At 73.3% G+C, this 19,408-nt stretch carries 19 protein-coding genes; 8 read left to right on the top strand and 11 right to left on the bottom strand.

All coding sequences use genetic code 11. The features are described from left to right. Positions 1-79 precede the first annotated feature (79 nt). Positions 80-1,318 carry a beta-ketoacyl-ACP synthase II gene (fabF, locus tag HNR12_RS00125; RefSeq protein ID WP_179765539.1) on the top strand — a complete coding sequence of 413 codons (1,239 nt, stop codon included), beginning with the start codon at positions 80-82 and terminating at the stop codon, positions 1,316-1,318. Here fabF and HNR12_RS00120 read toward each other — a convergent pair. Next, positions 1,315-2,189, bottom strand: a protein-coding gene (locus HNR12_RS00120) for an IS5 family transposase (RefSeq protein WP_372454510.1) whose coding sequence is annotated in 2 segments (ribosomal slippage) — positions 1,315-1,839 and positions 1,842-2,189 — 873 coding nt in all. Because the reading frame shifts where the segments join, the coding sequence is not laid out codon by codon here. The two genes, fabF and HNR12_RS00120, sit on opposite strands and share 4 nt — an antisense overlap. Before the next feature lie 122 nt (positions 2,190-2,311). Here HNR12_RS00120 and HNR12_RS00115 point away from each other — a divergent pair. Next, positions 2,312-3,217 (top strand): transposase, encoded by a 906-nt coding sequence (locus tag HNR12_RS00115; RefSeq protein WP_179765538.1) that lies wholly within the window; start codon positions 2,312-2,314, stop codon positions 3,215-3,217. A gap of 414 nt (positions 3,218-3,631) precedes the next feature. Continuing rightward, positions 3,632-4,774: an EAL domain-containing protein gene (locus tag HNR12_RS00110; RefSeq protein WP_338119690.1), complete on the top strand. Its 1,143-nt coding sequence runs from the start codon at positions 3,632-3,634 to the stop codon at positions 4,772-4,774. Positions 4,775-4,823: 49 nt separating this feature from the next. Here the strand turns inward: HNR12_RS00110 and HNR12_RS00105 are convergent, their stop codons facing one another. Next, positions 4,824-5,765, bottom strand: a complete 942-nt coding sequence (locus HNR12_RS00105) for an SGNH/GDSL hydrolase family protein (protein ID WP_179765537.1) — start codon at positions 5,763-5,765, stop codon at positions 4,824-4,826. Between the two features lie 270 nt (positions 5,766-6,035). On the opposite strand from HNR12_RS00105, the gene HNR12_RS00100 reads away from it, so the two are divergent. Continuing rightward, a complete protein-coding gene (locus tag HNR12_RS00100; protein ID WP_179765536.1) occupies positions 6,036-6,476 on the top strand; it encodes an SseB family protein in 441 nt (146 codons plus the stop codon). Between the two features lie 385 nt (positions 6,477-6,861). After that, positions 6,862-8,946, top strand: coding sequence for a hypothetical protein (locus tag HNR12_RS00095; RefSeq protein ID WP_179765535.1), 2,085 nt, complete (start codon positions 6,862-6,864; stop codon positions 8,944-8,946). Between the two features lie 119 nt (positions 8,947-9,065). Here the strand turns inward: HNR12_RS00095 and HNR12_RS00090 are convergent, their stop codons facing one another. From HNR12_RS00090 to HNR12_RS00055, 8 genes are read right to left on the bottom strand one after another with little or no spacing between them, the layout of a single operon-like run. Continuing rightward, positions 9,066-9,419, bottom strand: coding sequence for a metal-sulfur cluster assembly factor (locus tag HNR12_RS00090; RefSeq protein ID WP_179765534.1), 354 nt, complete (start codon positions 9,417-9,419; stop codon positions 9,066-9,068). Beyond that, on the bottom strand, positions 9,416-9,895 hold the full coding sequence (gene sufU, locus HNR12_RS00085) for a Fe-S cluster assembly sulfur transfer protein SufU (RefSeq protein WP_179765533.1): 480 nt from the start codon (positions 9,893-9,895) through the stop codon (positions 9,416-9,418). The genes HNR12_RS00090 and sufU overlap by 4 nt, the downstream gene beginning before the upstream one ends. A gap of 17 nt (positions 9,896-9,912) precedes the next feature. After that, the gene (locus HNR12_RS00080) at positions 9,913-11,202 is read right to left on the bottom strand and encodes a cysteine desulfurase (protein WP_179765532.1); all 1,290 of its coding nucleotides are present in this window, start codon (positions 11,200-11,202) and stop codon (positions 9,913-9,915) included. Next, positions 11,199-11,966, bottom strand: coding sequence for a Fe-S cluster assembly ATPase SufC (sufC, locus tag HNR12_RS00075; RefSeq protein ID WP_179765531.1), 768 nt, complete (start codon positions 11,964-11,966; stop codon positions 11,199-11,201). The genes HNR12_RS00080 and sufC overlap by 4 nt, the downstream gene beginning before the upstream one ends. A gap of 7 nt (positions 11,967-11,973) precedes the next feature. After that, positions 11,974-12,300 (bottom strand): non-heme iron oxygenase ferredoxin subunit, encoded by a 327-nt coding sequence (locus tag HNR12_RS00070; RefSeq protein WP_179765530.1) that lies wholly within the window; start codon positions 12,298-12,300, stop codon positions 11,974-11,976. After that, complete coding sequence (sufD, locus tag HNR12_RS00065; RefSeq protein ID WP_179765529.1) at positions 12,293-13,465, bottom strand: Fe-S cluster assembly protein SufD; 1,173 nt, start codon at positions 13,463-13,465, stop codon at positions 12,293-12,295. The genes HNR12_RS00070 and sufD overlap by 8 nt, the downstream gene beginning before the upstream one ends. Positions 13,466-13,467: 2 nt before the next feature. Then, entirely contained in the window at positions 13,468-14,880 is a 1,413-nt protein-coding gene (gene sufB / locus HNR12_RS00060; RefSeq protein ID WP_179765528.1) for a Fe-S cluster assembly protein SufB, read from the bottom strand. Beyond that, entirely contained in the window at positions 14,880-15,725 is an 846-nt protein-coding gene (locus HNR12_RS00055) for a helix-turn-helix transcriptional regulator (protein ID WP_179765527.1), read from the bottom strand. Before HNR12_RS00055 ends, sufB begins: the two co-directional genes overlap by 1 nt. Before the next feature lie 192 nt (positions 15,726-15,917). Between HNR12_RS00055 and HNR12_RS00050 the strand changes: the two genes are divergently transcribed. From HNR12_RS00050 to HNR12_RS00040, 3 genes are read left to right on the top strand one after another with little or no spacing between them, the layout of a single operon-like run. After that, positions 15,918-16,856, top strand: coding sequence for an ABC transporter ATP-binding protein (locus HNR12_RS00050; protein WP_179765526.1), 939 nt, complete (start codon positions 15,918-15,920; stop codon positions 16,854-16,856). Continuing rightward, entirely contained in the window at positions 16,856-17,707 is an 852-nt protein-coding gene (locus HNR12_RS00045) for an ABC transporter permease (RefSeq protein WP_179765525.1), read from the top strand. Before HNR12_RS00050 ends, HNR12_RS00045 begins: the two co-directional genes overlap by 1 nt. Before the next feature lie 51 nt (positions 17,708-17,758). Continuing rightward, positions 17,759-18,139 (top strand): hypothetical protein, encoded by a 381-nt coding sequence (locus HNR12_RS00040; RefSeq protein WP_179765524.1) that lies wholly within the window; start codon positions 17,759-17,761, stop codon positions 18,137-18,139. A gap of 30 nt (positions 18,140-18,169) precedes the next feature. Here the strand turns inward: HNR12_RS00040 and HNR12_RS00035 are convergent, their stop codons facing one another. Continuing rightward, the gene (locus HNR12_RS00035) at positions 18,170-19,390 is read right to left on the bottom strand and encodes an arginine deiminase (RefSeq protein ID WP_179765523.1); all 1,221 of its coding nucleotides are present in this window, start codon (positions 19,388-19,390) and stop codon (positions 18,170-18,172) included. Positions 19,391-19,408 lie beyond the last annotated feature (18 nt).

Here is a 19,408-nt window from a genome sequence, read left to right as displayed (position 1 = left end):
AACCGCGCGTCCACCCGACCTTCCCCGTCCGCGATCCGGACGGGGGTTCGACTCATCCGAGAGAAGGGCGATCAGGCCGATGAGTACCACCGAAGTCGTCGTCACGGGACTCGGCGCCACCACCCCCCTGGGAGGTGACGTCGCCACGACCTGGTCCGCACTCCTCGAAGGCCGGTCCGGTATCGACACGCTGCAGGAGGACTGGGTCGCCGACCTGCCGGTCCACTTCGCCGGCCGCATCGCGGTGGAGCCCAGCGAGCTGCTGCCGCGCCAGCGGCTGCGCCGCCTGGACCGCACCCAGCAGTTCGCGCTGATCGCCGCCCAGGAGGCTTGGCAGGACGCCGGCGCCCCCGAGGTCGACCCCGTCCGCCTGGGCGCGGTCGTCTCCAGCGGCATCGGCGGCATCCTGACCGTGCTGGAGCAGTACGACACCTTCCGCGAACGCGGCTGGAAGCGGGTGTCGCCGTTCACCGTGCCGATGCTGATGCCCAACGGCCCGGCCGCCGCCGTCGCGCTGGAGTTCACCGCCCGCGCCGGCGCGCACGCGCCGGTGAGCGCCTGCGCCTCCAGCGCCGAGGCGATCGCCGACGCCATCGACATGATCCGCAGCGGCCGCGCCGACATGGTGATCGCCGGCGGCGTCGAGGCCGCCATCCACCCGCTCAACATCGCCGCGTTCGCCTCGATGCGGGCGCTGTCGACCCGCAACGACGACCCCAAGACCGCCTCGCGGCCCTGGGACGCCAACCGCGACGGCTTCGTCATGAGCGAGGGCGCCGGCATGGTCGTGCTGGAGTCCGCCGAGCACGCGGCCGCCCGCGGCGCCCGGGTCTACGCCGTTGCCGCCGGGGCGGGCTACTCCGACGACGCCCACGACATCGTGCTGCCCGACCCCGAGGGCACCGGGCAGGCCCGCGCCATCACCTCGGTGCTGGCCGACGCGGGGCTGCGCCCCTCCGACATCGCCCACGTCAACGCGCACGCCACCTCCACCCCGGCCGGCGACGTCGGCGAGACCGTGGCCATCCGGGCGGCGCTGGGCGACTCCGCCGCCGACCGCGTGGCGGTCACCTCGACCAAGTCGATGACCGGCCACCTGCTGGGCGGCGCCGGGGCCGTGGAGTCCATCGCGACCGTGCTCGCCCTGCACGAGGGCCGGATCCCGCCGACCATCAACATCGAGGAGCTGGACCCCGCGGTCCAGGTGGACATCGTGCGCGACAAGCCGCGCGACCTGCCCGCCGACGCGGTGGCGGCCATCAACGAGTCCTTCGGGTTCGGCGGCCACAACATCGCCGTGGCGTTCCGCCGCCCCTAGGGCGTGTTTTGTGGGTCGTGGTTGAGCCAGAGCATCACGCTGACCAGCACGATCCCGGCCCGGTAGTGGGCGGCGAGCTTGTCGAAGCGTGTCGCGATCGCCCGGTAGTGCTTCAACCGGCCGATGCAGCGCTCGACCACGTTGCGCTGCCGGTAGAGCCCCCGGTCAAAGGCCGGCGGCCGCCCGCCCCGACCGCCGCGCGCCGCGCGGTTGGCCTTCTGGTCGGCCCGCTGGGGGATCGTGCACCTGATCCTGCGCCGGCGCAGAAGCCGCCGCAGAGCCCGCAGGGAGTAGGCCTTGTCGGCGATCAGCCCGTCGGGGCGGGTGCGGGGGCGCCCCCGCCCGCTGCGGGGCACCCTGATCGCGGCCAGCAGCAGGGGGGCCATGGTGCAGTCGTTGACGTTGCCCGGGCTGAGCAGGAGGGCCAGGGGCAGGCCCCGCCCGTCGGCGGCCAGGTGGATCTTGGTGGTCAGCCCGCCCCGCGAGCGTCCCAGGGCTTGTGCGGCCTTTGTCTGGGCCGAGGTCCCTTTTTTCGGGCGCCGGCGGCGTGGGCGTGGGCGCGCACGGCGGTGGAGTCGATGCTGACCTGCCAGTGGATGCGGCCCACGGCGTCCTGGCGTGTCTGGACGTGGGACCAGATCGCGTCGAAGGTGCCGTCGGCGGCCCAGCGGCGGTAGCGGCCGTAGACGCTTTGCCAGGGGCCGTAGCGTTGGGGCAGGTCGCGCCAGGGGCATCCGGTGGCGAGTTTGTAGAGCATGCCGTTGAGCATGGTGCGGTGGTCGGCCCAGCGGCCGCCGCGTCCGCGGTTTGCGGGCAGCAGCGGGGCGATCTGCTCCCAGGCGGTGTCGGTGATCTCGTGTCGTCGAACCACGCTATGAGGAGTATCAGTGCCTCGCTGCTGCCCGCAGCCATTCCACAAAACACGCCCTAGATCGTTGATGGGGGTTTTCTGAATCTCCTGCGGACATGGCGAAGGGCGTCGAGGATCGGTGTGTGACGACCAACCTTGACGCCCTTCTGACCGCACTCTACGTCCACCTGGACGACCACGTCCTGCCTTCGCGCGAACAACCCGTCAAACGCGGCCCCAACCGGCTTCTCACCGACGCCGAACTCGTCTGCGTCGCGGTGGCCCAGGTCCTGCTGCGCCATGACTCCGAACGTCACTGGATGCGCGCTGCCCCCGCCCGTATCGGCCACCTCTTCCCCCGCTTGCCCGGCCAGTCCGAGTACAACCGCCACCTGCGCGATCTGGGACCGGCCCTGCTCACAGCAGCGAGGTGGCTGGCCCGGGCCGTGCCCACCTGGTGGGAGCGCCTGCGGCTGATGGACGGCACCCCGGTGCGCTGCGGCGCCTCCCGCGTCACCGTCAACCGCTCCGGCCTGGGTGAGATCGCCGGGTACGGGATGGACAAGTCCCACCACGCCTTCTACTGGGGCGCCAAGCTCATGCTCATCACCACCGCTGAGGGGGCCGTCACCGCCTTCTCCCTGGCCCACCCCAAGGAGCTGGACGAACGCAAGCAGGCCCTGCACCTGCTCCACGTCCACGACTGCGCCCCCGGCCCAGGGCCAGTGCCGATCGTATGTGACAAGGGCTTCGCCGGAGCCGGCATCGAGACCGCCGCGGAGGAGGTGGGCCATCTGCTCATCCGCCCGGTCCGCCAGGACGAGCCCGAACCCGAGGTGAAGGTGTTCCCCTCCCGGCTGCGCCAGCGGATCGAGGCCGTCATCTGGACGCTGAAGAACCAGCTCGGCCTGGAGCGCCACGCCGCCCGCACCACCGAGGGCCTGTGGGCGCGCACCTGCCAGCGGGTGTGCGCGCTCAACGCCGCGATCTGGCACAACTGGCTGATCGGGGCCCCGGTCAAGCGGTCATTGATCGCTTACGACCACTGACCAGGGCACCAATTCCCCATCAACGATCTAGGCGCGAGGGCACGACACAGCTCGACACGGGGGGACACACCGCACACGGCGCGACCGCCGTCGCCGCGCGCGACGGCGGTCGCGCCGTGTGCGCCCCGTGTGCGGCGCCCCAGGCCAGGGGGTGCGCGCCGAGGCGTCTCGGATGTAGGATCGCCCGGCCCCTCCCCCGGCCCGGTCGGGGCCCCGGCTTCTCCGCTGATCAGCGCCGCGCGCTTTGATACGCACCGTGCCGCCGCACCGCCGAAGCGGTCACGAAAAATGAACGCGCTCATTCATGTCAGCGAAAACCCTGTTAATTCCGGGCCTTCGTCACTGACAGCAGCCGCCGCCTCGGTGATGATGGTGCATGTGTCTGTTCCGTCTGTGGCGTCGACCGGAGCACATGTGAGCAGCGGTGGCGGCTGGACCCCCACTCCAGGTGGCGCACCGGACGACGTGCTGATCTTCCGCCCGATTGTCGACCTCGACTCCGGCGCCGTGCTGGCCGTCGACGCCCATGTGCGCTACGGCGACGACCCCGCGGCGCGCGACCCCGCCATTCTGGCGGCCGGCCTGGCGCGGCTCGTGCGCCGCGCCACCGCGCACGAGACCCTGCTTCCGCTGGTGCTGCCGCTCCCGGCGTGGGCGGTGGCCTCCTCCCCCGAGACCTTCCAGCTGTTCGAGGAGACGCTGCGCCGCTGCGGCCGCCGCCCGCGCGACGTCACCCTGATGCTGGGCGCCGACCTGCCCCGGGCGCACCGCGGCGACCTGGTGCGCGGGGTGGCCCGGCTGCGCGAGCAGGGGTTCCGCTGCGCGTTCGGCACCGCATCGGTGGCGCCCGACCTGCTGCTTGAGGCGCGCCCGTTCCTGGTGCGCATCGATCCCGAGATCGTCGACGGGCTGCCCTCCGACCAGCGCCGCGCCGCGCTGATCGACGGCCTGGCGCGCATCGGCCACGGCAGCGGGGTGTTCCCGATGGCCGCCGGGGTGCGCTCGCCCGGCCAGGTGCACCGGCTGCGGGAGTCGGGGGTGCGGCTGGCGCAGGGGCCGCTGTTCGCCGACGACGGCTGGGCGCCGGGCGACCGGGTGGCCGTGGTGCCCGACTCCTCGGTGGAGTCGGCGTTCGCCGGCCACGACGCCGGACCCTACGTCACCGAGTTCATGCTGCCGCCGGTGGCCATGACCAAGGAGGCCACCGCCGAGGAGGTGCTGGAGGCGTTCAGCGCCGACACCGCCCTCAACAGCGTGGTGCTGATCGACCACCGCGAGCGCCCGATCGCGCTGATCGACCGCGCGCGGTTCCTGCTGGCGGTCACCGGGCCCTACGGCCACGCGCTGCACGCCAAGCGGCCGGCGCACCGCCTGGCCGACCCTCCGCGCACGGTCCCGCGCACCTTCCGCGCGATGGCGGCGCTGCGGGTGGCCGGCGCCGAGCGCGACCGGGTCTACGACGACCTCATCACGGTCAACGAGTTCGGGCAGTGCACGGGGATCGTGCACGTGGGCGACCTGATCCGCAGCCTGGCCGCGGGCGACTCCCCCGCCTAGCCCCGGCCCTGCACGGCCCCGCCCGCCCGCGGGCGCCGCGCCGCTCGCCTCAGCGCGGATCGAGCCGGTCGGCCTGGCGCTGCTCGGCGGCGGCCGTGAACGCCTCGGGGGCCTCGACCGTGTCGGGGACGTCCAGGGCCTCCGCCGCCCCGGCTCCCTCGGGGCCGGCGGCGGGCCCCGCCAGTTCGGCCAGCTCCGGGCGCTTGGGCAGCCGCCCGTCGCCCGAGGAGCGGCCCAGGGCGCGCCGGCCCAGCCAGGGCACCAGGTGGTGGCGGGCCCAGCGCCAGTTCTCGCGGCGGCGCAGGATGCGCGGCAGCCGCTCCGGCGGGGTCTCCCAGGGCCGCGCCCACAGTTCGCGGGGGCCCATGGGGCACCCCAGCAGTTCGGCGATGCGGGCGGCGACGATCCCGTGGCCGGCGGCGTTGAAGTGCAGCCGGTCCACGCTCCAGGCGCGGGGGTCGTTGAGGGCGCCCAGCGACCACAGGTCGACGATGTCGCTGGCGGTGCGCTCGGCGATGGCGCGCAGGTGCATGCTGAAGACCGCGATGCGGCCCCGGTAGACCCGCAGGACCGGCACCCAGCCGGTGTCGTGGCCGGACAGGATGACGACCCGGATCCCGGCGTCGCGCAGCCGCCGCACCCCCGCCTCGAACTCGGCGGCCAGGGTGTCGAGGTTGGTCGTGGGGCGCAGGACGTCGTTGCCGCCCGCGTGCACGGTGACCAGGTCGGGGGCGAAGCGCAGGGTCTGCTCCAGCTGCTCGCCGAAGATGTGCCGCACGCGCCGCCCCCGCACGGCGAGGTTGGCGTAGCAAAAGCCGGGCGCGGCGGCGCCGAGGTGTTCGGCCAGTCGGTCGGCGAAGCCCCGGTAGCCGCCGTCGGGCGCGGGGTCGTCCAGTCCCTCGGTCAGGCTGTCGCCGATGGCGACGTAGGAGCGTATGACCGCCGGCTCCGCCTGGCCGGTCCCCGGGGGAGTAGTCTCCAGGTCAGTCACATCTACCAATCATGCGGCTTCACCCGCCGCGCCGGCGGGCCGGGGTGGCGGCGGCGCGCGGGGAGCCTCGGTGCGGGGTGGGGCCCTCGCCAGGGTGCGGAGGGACCGGCGGGTCCAGGGGGCCCGGCAGGTGTCAACAGGCAGGTGCGAGGGTAGAGCGTGCCCGACAAGCATACCTCCGCACCCGTCGGCACGCCCGCCGCAGGCCGGGACCCGGTCCGCGCGCCGGCGGCCCGGAGGCCGCGCCATCCCGTTGAGGAGCGTTTTTCGATGAGCACCGGCAACGAGAACCCCGCGCCCGCCGCGCAGCCGGCCTTCCCGGCCAACGAGGTCGAGTCGGCCCTGCAGCGGGCGCTGGAGCACTCGCGGGCCGCCGAGGGCGACAGCGGACCGGTCGACCCCGCGCCGATCACCGACTTCCTGGCGGCGCTGCGCGAGGCCCAGGTGTGGATCCCGCTGCCGCAGGGCTCGGGCACCCAGGAGGACGGCTCGGTGGCGCTGCCCACGCTGGAGGTCGAGGGGGCGCCGTTCATCCCGGTGTTCACCTCGATGGAGCAGTTGGGGGCGCGCAGCGGCGACCTGCCCTACACGGTGCTGGCGGCGCGCGAACTGGCCGGCGCGATGCCCGAGGGGGTCGGCCTGGCGCTGAACCCGGGCAACGAGGCCAGCGTGCCGCTGTACCCCGCCACGGTGGCCGTGCTGGCGCGGTGAGCGCCTCGGACCCCGCCCGGATAGCACAGGCGCGCGCCTCCGGCCAGTCCGGGAGGGCGGCCGGAAGCGGCCGGAAAAGGTAATCCAGCTCACTTTTTTCTGCTTTTCCGGCAAACGACGCGTTCGACACTCCGGGCGGGGCGGGGCATCCGGCACCGGTCCGCTGCGCGTACGCTCGGTGTTCACCGGAGTCGGCACTATCCAACCGGGCCGCCCGCACGTACGATCACCGGGGAGTACGGCGCTCCGCGCCGCCGCAGCCTCCCCGGCGCCCGGCGGCCGGGCGCCCGGCCCCCGAGAAGTACACGTAGTGTTAAGCGAACGACATGCCCGTGCGGTCGCCCCACCCGCGGGCCGGATGCCCGGAGGTCGAGGTCTGCCGCAGATGAACGCCGTCTCCCCGATCTGCCTCACCGACCTCGTCCCCGCCCTGCGGTGGAGCGATCCCGCGGCCGTGGGCCCCGTCCTGCGCCATGCCCGGCTCATCGAGGGCTGGTGGAACTCCCTGCCGCTGACCCGCGTGCTCGACATCGCCGGCGCCACGTGGCTGGCGCACTCCCTGGCCCGCCTGGCCGCCGAGCAGTGGGGCCACCTGGAACTGGGCGAGTTCCTGCCCACGCTGCGCGCCGAGGACGTCGACCTCGACGACATCGCCGAACCCGTGCGCGGCGCGCTGCTGGCCACAGCCGGCAGCTGGGAGCGCCTGGTGTCGGCCACCCCCGCCGCCGTCGCCGCCTGGGGCCTGCCCGAGTCCTGCGGGCCGATCGACGTCATCAGCACCGCCACCTGGCGCGCGGTGAACCCCTTCGCCCGCGAGCAGGGCCGCATGCCCGCGCCCTCGCCCGCCCTGATGGTCGAGGCCGTGCGCACGCTGGCCAACTGGCTGCCCGCCTCGGCGCCCGAGCACGTGCACAGCGCCCTGGCCTACCTGACCTCGGCCACCGGCGCCGACGCCGACGAGGCCGACACCGCCGCCGAGCCCCCGCCGCCGCAGAGTCCGGCCACCCGGGCCATCCGCACGCTGCGGGCGCTGCGCGCCCAGCGCGACGAGGAGGCCCGCGCCGCCGCCGAGGCCGATGCCGCCGCCGCGTCCGAGCCGGCCGCCCCCGCCGCGGGCGCCGCCCGCGCGCTGCGCCGCCCGGCCTTCGGCCCGCCCAAGGGGGCGCGCGGCCCGGCCGAGCGCGAACTGGGCCGCCACCCGCTGGTGGACCTGCTGGAGGAGCTGCTGCGCACCTGGACCGAGGTGGAGCGCACGGTGGCCGCCGAGCGGCTGTTCGCCACCGACCCCATCAGCATCCGGCTGCTGGCCGACCAGATCAACGTGGACCTGCGCGACATCCGCAACGCCCAGCGCACGGTCGAGGAGCGGCTGCTGCAGTGGCTCAGCTCGCCCGGCGGCGCGCCGCTGACCAAGCACATGCGCGAACTGTCGGAGCAGCTGGGCGCGGCCACCACCGTGGACCACGTCATCAGCGCCCACCCCGACCACCCCGTCGAGGTGCCCTCGCTGGGCGCCCCGCTGTGGCGGGTGGTGATCACCCTGTTCACCGACCGCCGCCTGCACAACGGCTGGCTGGTGGCCGACGACCCCCACCGGATGCGCTGGCAGACCCGCGAGCTGCTGGGCGACGCCCCCAGCCTCACCGACGCCACCCTGCGGCTGGGCCGGATCGGCATCCGCCAGCAGGCGGTGCGGGCCTGGCTGCTGAGCACGCCGGGGGTGTCCATCCGCGACGGCCATGTGCTGGTGGACCCCACCATCCCCGTGGAGGCCCCGCCGCCGGGCTCGGGCGGCTCCTACGGCAGCCACTCCGACCCCGTCCTCGAGGCCGGGGGCACCACCACCGCCAACGGGCTGCCCATCCGGCGCCGCCCGGGCACCGAGGCGCCCCGGCCCGAGCACGAGGACCGGCCGGCCCCGCCCGAGCCGCCGCGCGTGGCCGCCTCGGCGCGCTGCTTCCGCGCGCCCGACGGCCGCTGGTGGCACCGGGTGGACGTCACCGCCGACCACCTCAACGGCGCGCCGGTGACCGTGCCGCCCGGCTACGCCACCCACCTGGGGCTGCAGCCGGGCCGCCTGCTGTGCCTGACCGCGCCCGGGGCCGACCTGCTGGTGCTGGTCTGGCGCGACCAGCCGGCGTTCGACTCCCTGCGCCCGCTGCTGCGGCGGCTGTCGGTGCAGCCGGGCGACCGGGTGTTCATCACCGTCAACGGCGACCGGCTCGACGCCCGCCGGCTGCCGGCCGCCGACATGAGCGGGCACTCCCCCACCGGCCGGGCACTGCACCTGATCGGCTACACCGCGCCGGCGCCCACCGACGAGGCGCTGAAGATCCTGGCGCGGCGCATCAGCGAGGACGGCGACGACTCCCAGGCCGGCGACCCGCACGCGCTGCTGGAGGCGCTGACCCGGCGCGGCGACACCGACATCGCCCAGGAGCTGCGCCCGGTGCTGATGACCACGTCCTGACCGGGGTTCCGCGGGGCCGCGCGGCCCCGCCCCTCCCGGGAAACGCCGACGGGGGCCGGAGCGCGTGCGCTCCGGCCCCCGTGGCGGTTTGGCGCCCGGCGGCCGCCGGGCGGTGCGGCTCAGACGTTGAAGCCGAGCATCCGCAGCTGGTCGCGGCCGTCGTCGGTGATCTTGTCCGGACCCCACGGCGGCATCCAGACCCAGTTGATCTTGACGTCGCGCTCGAACTCGTCCAGCGCGGAGTTGGCCTGGTCCTCGATGACGTCGGTCAGCGGGCAGGCCGCGCTGGTCAGCGTCATGTCCAGGGTGATGGTGCCGCCGTCGACGTTGACCCCGTAGAGCAGGCCGAGGTCGACCACGTTGACCCCCAGCTCGGGGTCGATGACGTCCTTCAACGCCTCGCTGATCTCCTCGATCAGCGCCTCGTCGCCGGTGGGCTCCGGCGCGGTGGCGGTGGAGTCCTGCTCGGTCATGAGGCGCCCTCCTTCTCCGTTTCCAGGGACTGGGCGGTCGCGTCCTTCCACGCCATCCAGGCGAGCAGGGCGCACTTGATACGGGCAGGGTATTTGGAGACCCCGGCGAAGGCCACCGCGTCCTCCAGGACGTCCTCGTCGGGCTCGCCCTGGCCCTTGGAGTGCATCAGCTCGGTGAACTCCGCCAGGACCCGCATGCCGTCGTCGACGGTCCGCCCGATCAGCAGGTCGGTCAGCACCGAGGCGCTGGCCTGGCTGATCGAGCAGCCCATGCTGTCGTAGGAGATGTCGGCGACGGTGGCCGAGCCGTCGAGGCCCTCCCCGGCGGGTTCGAGGCGCACCCGGAGGGTGACCTCGTCGCCGCAGGTGGGGTTGATGTGGTGGGCCTCGCCGTCGTGCGGCTCCCGCAGCCCCTTGTTGTGGGGGTTGCGGTAGTGGTCCAGGATGATCTCCTGGTACATGGCCTCAAGCTGCATGGCGACCTCGTGCCCTTCTAGCGTGCCGCCGCCGTGCCGAAGAACCGCTGGGCGGCCTGGATCCCCTCGGCCAGCGCGTCGATCTCGGCGAAGGTGGTGTAGACGTAGAACGAGGCCCGGGTGGTGGCCACGGTCTCATAGCACCGGTGCAGCGGCCACGCGCAGTGGTGGCCCACCCGCACCTCCACCCCGAGGTCGTCGAGCACCTGGCCGACGTCGTGGGGGTGGATGTCCTCGACCGTGAACGACACCGCCGACCCGCGGTCCGCGGTGTCGGTGGGCCCGATGATCCGCACGCCCGGCAGCGACCCCACCTGCTTGAGCGCGTAGGCCGTGACGGCCTGCTCGTGGGCCAGGACGTTGTCCATGCCCAGCGCGCTGAGGTAGTCGCAGGCCGCGGCCAGGCCGACCGCCTGGGGCGCCATGGGCACCCCGGCCTCGAAGCGCTGCGGCGGGTCGGCCCAGGTGGAGTGGTCGATGTGGACGGTGCCGATCATGGAGCCGCCGGTGATGAACGGCGGCATGCCCGCGAGCAGCTCCTGGCGCCCCCACAGCACGCCGATGCCGTTGGGGCCGAGCATCTTGTGCCCGGAGAACGCCAGGAAGTCCACGCCCAGCTCGGCGACGTCGACCGGCATGTGCGGCACCGACTGCGCGGCGTCGGCCACCACCAGGGCGCCGTGGGCGTGGGCCCGCTCGGCGATGGCGGTGACCGGGTTGACCGTGCCCAGGACGTTGGACTGGTGGGCCAGTGCCACGACCTTGGTGCGCTCGTTGATGAGCGAGTCGATGTCGGAGAGGTCGAGCCGGCCGTCGGGGGTCACCGAGAACCAGCGCAGCGTGGCGCCGGTGCGCTGGCACAGCTGCTGCCAGGGCACCAGGTTGGCGTGGTGCTCCATCTCGGTGACGACGACCTCGTCGCCGGGGCCCACCCGGAAGCGCTCGTAGGCGGGGCCGCTGGTCGCGGCGTTGCTCATGGCGTAGGCGACCAGGTTGATGGCCTCGGTGGCGTTCTTGGTGAACACGACCTCGCCGGTGCGCGCCCCGATGAACGCCGCGATGGTGGCGCGGGCCCGCTCGTAGGCGTCGGTGGCCTCCTCGGCGAGCTGGTGCGCGCCGCGGTGCACCGCCGCGTTGTGGCGTTCGTAGAAGGCGCGTTCGGCGTCGAGGACCTGCCGCGGCTTCTGGGAGGTCGCCCCGGAGTCCAGGTACACCAGCGGGCGCTCGTCGCGGACGGTGCGGGCCAGGATCGGGAAGTCCGCCCGCACCGCCTCGACGTCGAGGCGCCCCAGCTCGCTCGTGGTCACCGGCCCGCGCCCGCCTTCACGAACCGCTCGTAGCCCTCGGCCTCCAGGCGCTCGGCCAGCTCCGGACCGCCGGACTCGGCGATACGGCCGCCGGCGAACACGTGGACGTAGTCGGGGCGCACGTAGTTGAGGATGCGGGTGTAGTGGGTGATCAGCATGACGCCGACGTCGTTGGTCTCGCGGGCGCGGTTGATGCCGGCCGAGACGACCTTGAGGGCGTCGACGTCGAGGCCGGAGTCGGTCTCGTCGAGGATGGCGACCTTGGGCTTGAGCAGCTCCAGCTGGAGGATCTCGTGGCGCTTCTTCTCGCCACCGGAGAAGCCCTCGTTGACGCCGCGGCCGGCGAAGGAGGGGTCGATGGCGAGGTTGCCCATGGCCTCCTGCAGCTCCTTGGAGAACGCGCGGAGCTTGGGTGCCTCGCCGCGCACGGCCGTGACCGAGCTGCGCAGGAAGTTGGACATGGACACGCCGGGGACCTCGACCGGGTACTGCATGGCCAGGAACAGGCCGGCGCGGGCGCGCTCGTCGACGCTCATCTCCAGCACGTTCTCGCCGTCGAGCAGGACCTCGCCCGCGGTGATCTCGTACTTGGGGTGGCCGGCGATCGCGTAGGCCAGGGTGGACTTGCCCGAGCCGTTGGGGCCCATGATGGCGTGGGTCTCGCCGGAGTTGATGGTGAGGTCGACGCCCTTGAGGATCTCCTCGCGCTCCTCGGCGCCGATGAGGACGTCGGCGTGCACACCGCGGATTTCGAACTTGGTCATCTGTGTATCAGCCATTCTCGGTTTCGAGCGAGACGAGCACGTCGTCGCCGTCGATCTGCACTGCGTAGGTGGCCACCGGGCGCGTGGCCGGCGGGTTGATCGGTTTGCCGGAGGCCAGCTCGAAGCAGGAGCCGTGCAGCCAGCACTCGATGGTGCCGTCCTCGACCTCGCCCTCGGAGAGGTTGACCTCGGCGTGGGAGCAGATGTCGCTGATGGCGTAGACCTCGCCCTGGCTGCGCACCACGGCCACCGGGGTCTCGCCGACCTCCACGCCCAGCGCGCCCTCCTCGGGCAGGTCGCTCAGGCGGCACACCTTGGTGAATCCGCTACTCATGCAGGCCCAGCTTCTCCTCGACCTCGGTCATGATCCGCTCCCGCAGCTCGGGGACCTCGATGCGGTTGATCAGCTCTTGGAAGAAGCCGCGGATGACCAGCCGCCTGGCCTCGTCGGCGGGGATGCCGCGCGACTGCAGGTAGAACAGGTGGATGTCGTCGAGCCGGCCGCTGGCGCTGGCGTGGCCCGCGCCCTCGACCTCGCCGGTGAAGATCTCCAGGTTGGGCACGGAGTCGACCCGGGTGCCGTCGGTGAGCACGAGGTTGCGGTTGTGCTCGTAGGAGTCGGTGCCCGAGGTGCCCTCGCCGATGATGACGTCGCCGATCCACACCGCGTGGGCGTCCTCGCCGCTGAGCGCGCCCTTGTACTCCACCCGGCTGCGGGTGTTGGACTCGTTGTGGTCGATCAGCGAGCGGTGCTCGTGGTGCTGGCCCTTGCCGGTGTAGTACAGCCCGTGCAGCTCGGCGTCGCCGCCGGTGCCCACGTAGCGCACGCTGGGCGAGAGCCGGACGAGGTCGCCGCCCAGGGTGACCACGAAGCTGCGGAAGCGGGCGTCGCGGCCGACGGTGGCGAACTGGTGCGACACGTGGACGGCGTCGCGGTCCCAGTCCTGCAGGCTGATGACGGTCAGGCTGGCGCCGTCCTCGACCACGAACTCGACGTTGTCGGCGTAGACGGCCGAGCCGGCGTACTCCAGCACGACGGTGGCCGCCGACTGCGGCTCGGCCCGGACCACGGTGTGGCCGTAGGCGTCGCCGTGGGTGGTGCCGGTGGCCTTGATGAACACCGGCGCGCCGGCCTCGGTGCCCTTGGGCACCGTGACGAGGTTGGCCCGGCCGAACTGGGGGAAGCTGTCCCAGGCCAGGGCGCTGACGCGGTCGTTGGGCAGGAAGGACGCGCCGACCCGGGGGTCGTCGCGGTCGACCTGCTCCACGCGGACCTCGGCGGGGGCCTGGACCTCGACGCCCACGACGCCGTCGGCGATGGTGCGGCCGTCGTGCAGGCCCCGCAGGCGGCGCAGCGGGGTGAACCGCCACTCCTCCTCGCGCCCGGTGGGCACGGGGAAGCTCTGCGGGTCGAAGGACCCGTGCACGTCAAGGCGCGAGATCGGGATCTCCCCGGCGCCGTGGGAGTGCTCTCGGATTCCGAGGTTGGGGCTGGCCATGCTTAACCAACCGCTCCTTCCATCTGCAGCTCGATCAGCCGGTTGAGTTCCAGCGCGTACTCCATGGGGAGTTCGCGCGCGATGGGCTCCACGAACCCGCGGACGATCATGGCCATGGCCTCGTCCTCGTCGAGCCCCCGGCTCATCAGGTAGAAGAGCTGGTCCTCGCTGACCTTGGAGACGGTGGCCTCGTGGCCCATCTCCACGTCGTCCTCGCGGATGTCGTTGTAGGGGTAGGTGTCCGACCGGCTCATGGTGTCGATGAGCAGGGCGTCGCACTTGACCGTGGACTTGGAGTGGTCGGCGCCCTCCTGGACCTGCACCAGGCCGCGGTAGGACGCGCGCCCGCCGCCCCGGGCCACCGACTTCGACACGATGGTCGAGGAGGTGTTGGGGGCGCAGTGCACCATCTTGGAGCCGGTGTCCTGGTGCTGGCCCTCGCCGGCGAAGGCGATCGACAGGGTCTCGCCCTTGGCGTGCTCGCCCATGAGGTAGACGGCGGGGTACTTCATGGTCACCTGGGAGCCGATGTTGCCGTCGATCCACTCCATGGTGGCGCCCTCGTAGGCGACGGCGCGCTTGGTGACCAGGTTGAAGACGTTGTTCGACCAGTTCTGGATGGTCGTGTACCGGCAGCGGGCGTTCTTCTTGACGATGATCTCGACGACGGCCGAGTGCAGGGAGTCGGACTTGTAGATCGGCGCCGTGCAGCCCTCGACGTAGTGGACGTAGGCGCCCTCGTCGACGATGATCAGGGTCCGCTCGAACTGGCCCATGTTCTCGGTGTTGATGCGGAAGTAGGCCTGGAGCGGGATCTCGACGTGCACGTTCGGCGGCACGTAGATGAAGGACCCGCCGCTCCACACCGCGGTGTTGAGCGCGGCGAACTTGTTGTCGCCGGGCGGGATCACCGTGCCGAAGTACTCCTGGAACAGCTCGGGGTGCTCCTTGAGCGCGGTGTCGGTGTCCAGGAAGATGACGCCCTGCTCCTCCAGGTCCTCGCGGATCTGGTGGTAGACGACCTCGGACTCGTACTGCGCGGCGACACCGGCGACCAGGCGCTGCTTCTCGGCCTCGGGGATGCCGAGCTTGTCGTAGGTGTTCTTGATGTCCTCGGGCAGCTCCTCCCAGGAGGTGGCCTGCTGCTCGGTGGACCGCACGAAGTACTTGATGTTGTCGAAGTCGATTCCGGAGAGGTCGGCGCCCCAGTCGGGCAGCGGCTTCTTCTCGAACAGCCGCAGCGACTTCAGGCGGAGCTTCTCCATCCACTCCGGCTCGTTCTTCTTGCCGGAGATGTCGCGGACGACCTCTTCGTTCAGGCCGCGCCGAGCGGAGGCACCGGCCTCGTCGGGGTCGGACCAGCCGTACTCGTAGGTGCCGAGCCCTTCGAGCTCGGGGTGCGCGGTAGACGTCATTACGCGGATCCTCCTGGACTCAGACGTCCTTCTTCGGATGTGGCCCGCTCCCGGTGCGAGGCGGTGCGGGTGTTCTTCTCGGTGCCGTGCGGACTCGCGGCGGCCCCGGCGGGACGGGGGTCGGCCGCGGCGAGGTCGCGCGGGGTGACGTGCGTGGTGCACACGCCGTCGCCGTGGGCGATGGTGGCCAGCCGCCGCACCGGGGTGCCCAGCAGCCGCGCGAAGACCTCGACCTCGGCCTCGCACAGTTCGGGGAACTCCGTGGCGACGTGGGCCACCGGGCAGTGGTGCTGGCACAGCTGGTCGCCGCCGCCGGGTGCCGGGGCCTCGCCCGCCGAGGCGGCGTAGCCGTCGTTGGACAGGGCCTCGGCCAGCAGCCGGACGCGCTGCTGGGCCGGGACCTCGGCCAGCAGGGGCCGGTAGCGGCGTTCGAGGTCGGACACCTGGCGGCGGGCGAACTCGGCGACCGCCTGCGGGCCGGCCTTCTCGGCGAGGAAGCGCAGCGCGCTGGCGGCGAGGTCGTCGTAGCCGTGCACGAAGGCGTCGCGCCCGGCCTCGGTGATGACGAAGACCCGGGCCGGACGGCCCCGGCCGCGGCGCCCGCGCGCGCGGTGCTCGCGGGCCTCGACCATGCCCTCACTCATCAAGTTGTCGAGGTGGCGGCGGATGGCCGCCGGGGTGAGCCCCAGCCGCTCCCCTAGAGTGGTGGCGGTGATGGGGCCGTGCTCGAGGATGAGCCGCGCCACACGCGCGCGCGTGCCCTGCTCGGCACCCCGTTCGGGACCCGCCGACGGCCGCGGGGCGCCCGGCTGGGCGCCGTCCTCGACCGGCTGTGGGTTTCCCATGTTTTTCACAACATCAGTGTGGCGTAAATAAGTCCCGGTGGGCAAACGCCACATGATGCCCTTGATCACCCAGGGAAGGCTCGCCTTAGCGTGGGGAGTCCGGTGCGCCGCGCGGCCGGCGCCGGCCGCGCGGCGCACCGGTGGGCCGAGCCGGTGCGGGGGCGCGCCGGGGCCGCCCTAGACTCGGTGGACATGGAGTCGCCCGCGGTCGAGGTAGTCGATCTGGTCAAGCGCTACGGCCCCACCACGGCCGTGGCCGGCCTGTCGTTCTCCGCCGCGCGCGGCGCGGTCACCGCGCTGCTGGGCCCCAACGGCGCGGGCAAGACCAGCACGGTCGAGACCTGCGAGGGCTTCCGCCGCGCCGACTCCGGCCGCGTGCGGGTGCTGGGCCTGGACCCCGTGGCCGACGCCGCCGCGCTCAAACCCCGCGTGGGCGTGATGCCGCAGTCGGGCGGGGTGCCCACGGGCGCCCGCGCCGGCGAGTGGCTGCGCCTGGTCGCCGCCTTCCACGCCCGCCCGGTGCCGCCCGACCTGCTGCTGGAGCGCCTGGGCCTGGTCTCGGCCGCCGCCACGCCGTTCCGCCGGCTCTCCGGCGGCCAGCAGCAGCGGCTGTCCCTGGCCGCCGCCGTGGTGGGACGCCCCGAACTGGTGTTCCTCGACGAGCCCACCGCCGGGCTCGACCCCCAGGCGCGCCGCGCCACCTGGGACCTGATCGCCGAACTGCGGCGCAGCGGCGTGGGCGTCGTGCTGACGACCCACCACATGGACGAGGCCGAGCACCTGGCCGACCACGTGGTGATCATCGACCACGGCCGCGTCGTCGCCCAGGGCGGCGTGGCCGAGCTGACCGACTCCCGCCAGGAACTGGTCTTCACCTGGGCCGGGCCGCTGGACACCGCCGCCCTGGCGGCGGCGCTGCCGCCCGGAGCCTCGGTGGAGCGGCGCGGCGAGGGCGCGGCGGCCGAGTACGCCGTGGCCGGCGAGTCCCCGGCGGGCGTGGGCCCCGAGGTCGTCGCCGCCGTCAGCACCTGGTGCGCCGCCAACGGCGTGCTTCCCGAAGGGCTGCGGGTGCGCCGGCGCGGCCTGGAGGACGTCTTCCTCGAACTCACCGGCCGGGATCTGCGCGACTGATGAGCGAACAGCCAACCCTGAGAACCGACACCTCCGGCACCGCCGGCACCGCCGGCACACCCCCCTCGGCCGCCCCGGCCGAGGGCGTGTTCGCCCCCGCACCGAGGGCGGCCCCGCTGCACCGCATGGTGGCGGCGCAGGCCGGCATGGAGCTGCGCATCATGCTGCGCAACGGCGAGCAGCTGCTGCTGACCATGGTCATTCCGCTGCTGCTGCTCGTGGGCTTCAGCGCCACGCCCGTGCTGGACCTGGGGCCGGGGCCGCGCGTGGACTTCCTGGCGCCGGGCGTGCTGGCGCTGGCGGTGCTGTCCACCGCCTTCACCGGCCAGGCGATCGGCACCGGGTTCGAGCGCCGCTACGGGGTGCTCAAGCGCCTGGGCGCCACCCCGCTGCCGCGCGCCGGGCTGCTGGCGGCCAAGACGCTGGCGGTGCTGGCCGTGCAGGCGCTGCAGGCGGTGCTGATCTGCGCGACCGCCGCCGCGCTGGGCTGGCGGCCGGAGCTGAGCGCGGTGACCGCGGGCTACGCGGTGCTGCTGGTGCTGCTGGCCACCGCCGCCTTCAGCGCGCTGGCGCTGCTGATGGCCGGGACGCTGCGCGCCGAGGCCACCCTGGCCGCCGCCAACCTCGTCTACGTGGTGCTGCTGGGCGCCGGCGGGGTGGTGTTCCCCCTGGACCGGCTGCCCGAGGCGGTGCGCCCGGTCCTGGAGGCGCTGCCCATCACCGCGCTGGCCGACGGCCTGCGGTCGGTGCTGGCCGAGGGCGCGCCGCCGGCCCTGTGGCCCGTGGCGGTGCTGGCGGTGTGGGCCGCGGCGGGCGCCGCGCTGGCCGGGCGGTTCTTCCGCTGGGAGTGACCGCCCGCGCGGGCGGGCGCGGCAGTGGCCCCGCGGCGCTAGCATCGCCCCGTGGAGCTGATCGGGATGCCGTGGGTGAGCGTCGTCCGCACGCTGGGGCCGCCGCTGCTGGTGTGCGCGGTGGGCGCCGTGGTGCTGGCGCGCCGCCGCCCGGCGGGGGCGCGGCTGATGTGGGGCGCCCTGGCCGCGCAGCTCGCGGCGGCGGCGCTGCCGGTGGTGTGGCTGCTGGTGCAGGTCGGCGCGGGGGTTGGCGGGCACTCCTCCGTGGGCGTGGTGATGATCCTGCTCCAGCCGGCCGTGGAGGCGCTGGCGTGGCTGATGGCAATCGCGGCGGTGACCGGCGCGGTCGCGAGCCGCCCGGGCACCCGGCCCGGCGTGGGCACCGATGCGGCGCAGGACCCGGCCCACCGCACCGCCGCTCCCCCGCGCTGAGCGCCGCCCACCGCTGCGGCGCGGGCGGGCTCAGTCGGCGCGCTCCAGCGGGCAGGTCATGCAGTGCGGTCCGCCGCGGCCCCGGCCCAGCTCGCTGCCCATGATGGGCAGCACCTCCACCCCGTTGGCGCTGAGGAAGGCGTTGGAGGTGGCGTTGCGCTCGTAGGCGACCACCACGCCGGGCTCCAGCGCGAAGACGTTGCAGCCGTCGTCCCACTGCTCGCGCTCGGAGCTGAACACGTCCTGGGTGGGGGTGAGCACCCGGATGTCGTCCAGGCCGGCCGCGGCGGCGATGGCGCGGTGCATGTCCTCGGGCGGGTGGTCGGTGACCTTCAGCTCCTTGTCGGTGTCGCCGGGCTCGATGGTGTAGGACGGCAGCATGCCCAGCCCGGCGTACTTGGTGAACACGCCCTCGTCCACGCAGGTCATGACGGTGTCCAGGTGCATGATGGCGCGCGCCTTGGGCATCCACAGGCCCAGCAGGCGCCGGGCGCCGCCGCGCGCGAACAGCTCGTGGGCCAGCAGCTCCACCGCCTGGGGGCGGGTGCGCTCGCTCAGGCCCACCAGCACCGAGCCGTTGCCGATGGGCATGATGTCGCCGCCCTCGATGGTGGCCGGGCCCCACGCCCGGCCGGGGTTCCACAGCTCGAACGGCTCGCCGGCGAACATGGGGTGCCAGCGGTACACCGCCTCGTAGTGGATGGTCTCGCGGCGGCGGGCCTTCTTGCGCATGACGTTGATCGACACCCCGTTGGCGATCCAGCAGGAGGTGTCGCGGGTGAACATGTGGTTGGGCAGCGGGGTGAGCACGAAGTCGTGGGGGTCGAGGGTGTGGAACCACACCGACTTGGGCTCGGCCATGCGCTCCAGGAGCTCGGCCTTGGTGATGCCGCCGATGAGGAACCGGCGCAGGGTGGCGGTGTCCATGGCCTCGAACGCCGCGCGCAGGGAGTCCACCGCCATCGGGCCGAAGAACCGCTCGTCCAGGACGCTGTCGAGGACGTGGGCGCGGGCCTCGGGCAGGGCCAGCGCCTCCTCCAGGAGGTCGCCGAACCAGTGCACGCGCACGCCCCTGCGGCGCAGGAGGTCGGTGAAGGCGTCGTGCTCCTCGCGGGCGCGCTGGGCCCACAGCACGTCGTCGAACAGCAGCGCGTCGTTGTTGGACGGTGTGAGCCGGCTCAGCTCCAGGTCGGGCCGGTGCACGATCACCTGCTTGAGCGGGCCGGTCTCGGAGGTCACCGAGAACACCATGGGCGCCCTCCGTTCGCT

The sequence above is a fragment of the Streptomonospora nanhaiensis genome, from assembly GCF_013410565.1.
GTDB classification, from domain to species: domain Bacteria; phylum Actinomycetota; class Actinomycetes; order Streptosporangiales; family Streptosporangiaceae; genus Streptomonospora; species Streptomonospora nanhaiensis.
This window is presented reverse-complemented; position numbering and strand designations above follow the sequence as displayed.